This is a genomic window from Longimicrobium sp. (genome assembly GCF_036280135.1).
Classification (GTDB): Bacteria; Gemmatimonadota; Gemmatimonadetes; order Longimicrobiales; family Longimicrobiaceae; genus Longimicrobium.
On sequence record NZ_DASURI010000110.1, the window covers coordinates 1 to 5,688 of the forward strand.

6 protein-coding genes are annotated in these 5,688 nt (G+C 67.8%); all 6 read right to left on the minus strand.

All coding sequences use genetic code 11. The annotated features are described in order from the left end of the window. A partial coding sequence (locus VFZ20_RS03450; protein WP_329682429.1) for an NADH-quinone oxidoreductase subunit M occupies nucleotides 1-832 on the minus strand: 832 nt, incomplete at its 3' end. Between the two features lie 16 nt (nucleotides 833-848). Next, a complete protein-coding gene (nuoL, locus tag VFZ20_RS03455) occupies nucleotides 849-3,263 on the minus strand; it encodes an NADH-quinone oxidoreductase subunit L (RefSeq protein WP_329682434.1) in 2,415 nt (804 codons plus the stop codon). Nucleotides 3,264-3,267: 4 nt separating this feature from the next. After that, nucleotides 3,268-3,573: an NADH-quinone oxidoreductase subunit NuoK gene (gene nuoK, locus VFZ20_RS03460; protein ID WP_329682430.1), complete on the minus strand. Its 306-nt coding sequence runs from the start codon at nucleotides 3,571-3,573 to the stop codon at nucleotides 3,268-3,270. A gap of 7 nt (nucleotides 3,574-3,580) precedes the next feature. Continuing rightward, nucleotides 3,581-4,108, minus strand: a complete 528-nt coding sequence (locus VFZ20_RS03465; protein WP_329682431.1) for an NADH-quinone oxidoreductase subunit J — start codon at nucleotides 4,106-4,108, stop codon at nucleotides 3,581-3,583. A 227-nt stretch (nucleotides 4,109-4,335) separates the two neighbouring features. Further along, entirely contained in the window at nucleotides 4,336-4,845 is a 510-nt protein-coding gene (locus tag VFZ20_RS03470) for an NADH-quinone oxidoreductase subunit I (protein WP_329682432.1), read from the minus strand. Nucleotides 4,846-4,853: 8 nt separating this feature from the next. After that, nucleotides 4,854-5,688, minus strand: an 835-nt coding sequence (locus VFZ20_RS03475; RefSeq protein WP_329682433.1) for a complex I subunit 1 family protein, incomplete at its 5' end; no start/stop codon positions are given.

Here is a 5,688-nt window from a genome sequence, read left to right on the forward strand (position 1 = left end):
GCAAAAAGCCGTAGATGCCGAACTTCAGCAGTACGCCGGCCAGGATCACCGAGCCGGCGGGCGGCGCCTCGACGTGCGCGTCGGGCAACCACGTGTGGAGCGGGAACAGCGGCACCTTGATCGCGAACGCGAGCGCGAACGCGGCGAAGCACCAGACCTGCGCGTCGTACGGCAGCGCGACCTGCATCAGCTTCGAGAGATCCGTCGTGTACTCGCCGAGGACCGAGCCCGCCTGCACGTACAGGTAGAAGATCGCGACGAGCATCACGAGCGAGCCCACCATCGTGTAGATGACGAACTTGATCGACGCGTAGAGCCGGCGCTGCCCGCCCCAGATCCCGATCAGGAGGTACATCGGGATCAGCATCACCTCCCAGAACACGTAGAACAGGAACATGTCCAGGGCCACGAACACGCCCACCACGCCGCTCGTCAGCGCCAGCAGCGAGGCGTAGAAGCCGCGCTCGCGCTCGCGGATGTACGTCCACGAGCCCAGCACCATCAGGTGCAGCAGCAGGGTGGTGAGCAGCACCATGAACAGGCTGATGCCGTCCATCCCCAGCCGGTAGTGAATGCCCCACTCGGGGAACCACGCCGCGTCCACGCAGTTGGCCATGGGCAGCGCCGGCCCGCCCTGCCGCGCGGGCGCGCAGGCGGCGGCCGGGTTGAACGCCCAGAACAGGGGCAGGGAGATCAGGAACTCCACGATCCCCACGCCCAGCGCCACGCGCTTGGCGCCGTGCTCCCCGGCCATGTACGCCGCCAGGGCGCCCAGCAGGGGAAGGACGATGAGGACCGTGAGGATCCAGTGGCCCTGGTAGAAGGATTCCATTGCTCTCTCGGATCGTCTAGAAGGCCACGAAGCTGCCCAGCACCAGCAGCACGCCCACGATGAGGACAAAGGCGTACGTGTTCACGTAGCCCGTCTGCGCGCGGCCCGCCCACAGCCCCAGCGCCTGCGACATGCGACCGAAGAAGTCCACCGTGCCGTCCAGCGCCCGGTCAAACGCCCACTGGGCGCGCGACAGGAAGCCGATAGGCCGGATCACCGTCTTCTGGTACAGCTCGTCCACGTACCACTTGTTGTACAGCGCCTTTTCCAGCCCGCTGTTGTACGCCGGCTCCTGGTCCGCCGTGCGCAGGCGGTCGTTGCGGCCCGAGATCAGCGCCCACGCCAGCGCCAGCCCGCCCAGGCCGATGACGACGGCCAGGATGATGGGCCAGGCCGCGTGGTGCGGCTCGGCGATGGCCGGGAGGTTGTTGCGGACCACGTCCTCCGAGCCCGAGATCACCGGGTGCAGCCAGTGGTGCAGCGCCCCGCCCTCGCCGTCCAGGTTGAAGAGGCCCACGATGGGCACCTCCTCCTCCACGTTCAGGAACCCGCCCGCGAACGAGAGCAGGCCCAGCACGATCAGGGGCAGGCGGAGCGTCCAGTCACCCTCATGCAGGTTGGCGCGCTCCGCGTCGTTGCCCCGGAAGCGGCCGAAGAAGGTGTAGATCATCATGCGGCCCATGTAGAAGGCCGTCATGAGCGCCGCCAGGCTCAGCGTGCCGCCGATAAAGCCCATCAGCGTCGTGCCCGAGATGCCGAACAGGCTGGCGCCCGACATGGCCGAGTGCCCCTCGGCGCCCAGCCACGCCGCGCCGATGATCTCGTCCTTGGAAAAGAAGCCCGCGAAGGGCGGCACGCCGGCGATGGCCAGGGTGGCGATCCCCATCGTCGTGAACGTCACGGGGAGGTACTTCCGCAGCCCGCCCATGTTGCGCATGTCCTGCGCGTCGGCCGGGTTGTGCGTGGCGTGGAAGGCGCCGTGCATGGCGTGGATGACGGCGCCGCTGCCCAGGAACAGGCAGGCCTTGAAGAAGGCGTGCGTCATCAGGTGGAACACGCCCGCCACGTACGCCCCCATCCCCACCGCCGCGAACATGAAGCCCAGCTGCGACACGGTGGAGTAGGCCAGCACCTTCTTGATGTCCCACTGCTTCAGGCCGATGGTGGCCGCGAAGAACGCCGTCAGCGCGCCGACGAGCGCGACCACCAGCGACGCCACGGGCGCCATGGTGAACAGCACCGACGAGCGGACGACCAGGTACACGCCCGCCGTCACCATCGTGGCCGCGTGGATGAGCGCCGACACGGGGGTGGGGCCCGCCATGGCGTCCGGCAGCCAGATGTACAGGGGCATCTGCGCGCTCTTGCCCGCCGCGCCCAGGAAGAAGAACAGGGCGATGGCCGTGACCACGGCGCCGCCGTACTCCAGCCCCGGCAGCGCCGCCGCCGTTCCCGCGAACGTCAGCGTGCCCGTGTGCACGAACAGCAGGAACATGGCGATCAGGAACCCGAAGTCGCCGATGCGGTTGACGATGAACGCCTTCTTGCCCGCGTCCGCGTTCGCCTTTTCCTTGAACCAGAAGCCGATGAGCAGGTAGCTGCACAGGCCCACACCCTCCCAGCCCACGAACATCACCGGGTACGACGCGCCCAGCACCAGCACCAGCATGAACGTCACGAAGAGGTTCAGGTACGCCATGTAGCGCGGGTACCCGGGATCCTCCCGCATGTAGCCGATGCTGAAGACGTGGATCAGCGTGCCCACGCCCGTGATGATGAGCGTCATCAGCATGGACAGCGGGTCCAGCAGCAGGTCGAAGCGCACCTGCAGGTCGTCCACCGGCATCCACTCCCAGCCCTTGATGGGCGCGAACTCGCCCGTGCCGCGCATGGCCAGGAAGTTCAGCAGCGCGACGATGAACGCGCCGAAGATGGCCGCCGGCGCCACGATGGACGGCAGCGTGTGCGTGAACGGCCTGGGGCCGTGCGTGTGGCCGTGGTCGTCGTGCGCGTCGTGCCCGTGGGCATCATGCCCGTGCGCGTCGTGCGCGTCCGCGTGGTCGGCGGGGTTGGGGCGGGTGCCCGCGTCCATCCCCTCCTGCTCGCTGGGCGCGTGCGCGTCGTGGCCGTGGCCCGCGGCGGCGCCCGTCCCGGCGAACGCGTACGTCACCTGCGTGGCGTGCGCGTGGTCGTGGCCGTGCGTGTCCCAGTGCGGGTCGCCCACGGGCGGCACCACGGGCAGCGCGCGGCGCGCGGCGATCAGGGCCAGGGCACCGTTGACCAGGAAGCCCAGCAGGGGCAGCACCAGGATGAGCCAGGGCATCACCGGGTGGAACGCGGCGCCGTGGGCGCCCGCTTCCGCGGCGTGGCCGGCCTGTTCGGCGGCCTGCGCGCCGTGCGCCGCTTGAGCGGCGGCTTGGAGAAGGAGCATCACCCTACCACCGCAGCAGGCTGAAGTTCTTGATGTCCACGGACTCGCTGTGGCGGAACACCGAGATGATGATGGCCAGCCCCACGGCGGCCTCGGCCGCGGCCACGGCGATCACGAAGAAGACGAACACCTGGCCGTTCACGCCCGCGTAGGGCGACAGGGCCACGAACGCCAGGTTCACGGCATTGAGCATGAGCTCGATGCACATGAACAGGACGATGGCGTTGCGGCGCACCACCACGCCGGCCACGCCGATGGAGAACAGCAGGGCGCTCAGGCCCAGCGTCCACGAAAGGGGAATGTTGCCCATCGTCCGTTCAGACCTTTCTCTTGGCCAGCACCACGGCGCCCACCACCGCGATCAGCAGCAGCATGGCGGTGGCCTGCAGCGGCACCAGGAACTCGCCGTACAGGGGCGTGGCGATCACGCCCACGGTGCCCTGCTGGGCCTGCGCGGCCGCCAGGGCGGCGGGGCCGGCCTCGGCGCCCAGGGGCAGCGGCTTTCCGCCGGCGAACACGTTGGCCAGCAGGGCGATCATCACCAGCGAGGCGCCGCCGGCCATGATCTTCCACCCCGTGCCGCGGATGTCGGCCTCCACGTCGTTGCCCAGGTTGAGCAGCATGATGACGAAGAGAAAGAGCACCATGATGGCGCCGGCGTACACCAGGATCTGGATGATGCCGATGAAGAAGGCGCCCAGCAGCGTGTAGATGGCCGCCAGGGAAAAGAAGGTGCCGATGAGCCACATGGCGCAGGCCACCGGGTTTCTTCGCGTGACCATGGCGAGCGCCGAGCCGCCGGCGCACGCCGCGAAGAGCCAGAACAGGACTTGGATGACGGTCATCGATCGCGGTTCGATCGTCTGTGTGGAGCGCCGTCGCCGGGCGCTCGCGCGCGGCCGGTCCATCCGCCGCAAAAATGCGAAAAACTCCATTCCGCGAACCCACCCGGCCCATGGACCGGACGGATCCGCGAACGGTACAACCCAGCTTCACCAGCTCCGACTCCGCCGAACTTCCTGCGTCGTTACTTCCGCACTAACGCACTGACGCACTCACGCACTTCCGTCCGTCACTCCCCCGCCGGGTCCGACGGATCCCACAGCAGCGTGCTGGGATGCGTCTGCTTCATCAGCCGGTCCAGGTCGTAGACGAAGTCGTTGCGGCTGTACTCGGCGTTCTCGTAGTGGTTGCCCACGTGGATGGCCTCCACGGGGCACACCTCCTGGCACATGCCGCAAAAGATGCAGCGGAACTCGTCGATCTCGTAGACGATGGGGTAGCGGTTGCCCATGTCGTCCTCGCCCGGCACCAGCTTGATGCAGTTGGCCGGGCAGATGGTGGGGCACAGGCCGCAAGCCACGCACTTGGGACGGCCGTCGTCGTGCGTCTCCATCACGTGCGTGCCGCGCCAGCGCGGGCTCAGCTGCTTCTTTTCTTCCGGGTACTGGATGGTCGCCGTGCTCCGGTCGCCGGCGGACTTCATCATGTGCCGGAACGTGAGCGCCATCCCCTTGAGCGTGGCCCGGATGTACGACGACTGCCGCACCGGGCGCTTCATCACCTTGACGGTCGCTGCCATTGGATCGATTACCTCGCGCCCGCGCGGGGCGTGGTCAGGTGCACGCGCATCATCTCGGCGCGCTTGCGGCTCCGCTCGCGGGCGGCGGTGCGCTTTTCCTCCAGGCTGCCGGTGCCCTGCAGGGTGTGGCCCTTGTCCATCAGCCACAGCACGGCAAAGAGCATCACCCCGTTCACCACCGTGAGCACCAGGCCGCCCCACACGGTGAAGTAGCCGCGGCCGCCGTTGGGCAGCACCTCCACGAACGGCGCGCCGGCCGAGTCCAGCGCCAGCACCGTCACGGCCGTCACGATGACGACCACGAGGGCCACGGGCAGCATGATCTTCCACCCCAGGTCCATCACCTGGTCGTAGCGGAAGCGGGGCACCGTCCAGCGCACGAGCATGAAGACCATGATGAAGAAGAAGGTCTTCAGGGCGAACGAGATGAGCGTCAGCAGGGTGATCCACACCTTGGGATCGGCCCCCACCACCACGCCGTTCACCACGGCCATGTCGTCGAAGCTGCCGGGGATGTCCCAGCCGCCCAGGAACAGCGTGGCCATCAGCGCGCTCACCGTGAGCACGTGCGAGTACTCGGCGATGAAGAACATGGAGAACTTCATCGCGCTGTACTCGGTGTGGTAGCCCGTCACCAGCTCGCTCTCGGCCTCGGGGAGGTCAAAGGGCAGGCGGTTGGTCTCGGCGAAGCAGCTGATCCAGAAGAAGAAGAACGAGACGCTGAGCGGCAGGGCGAACCACAGGTTCATGCGCTGCTGCGTGTACACGATCTCGTCCAGCCCCACGTTGCCCACCAGGAAGAACACCGACATCAGCGAGAGGCCCAGGGCGATCTCGTAGCTG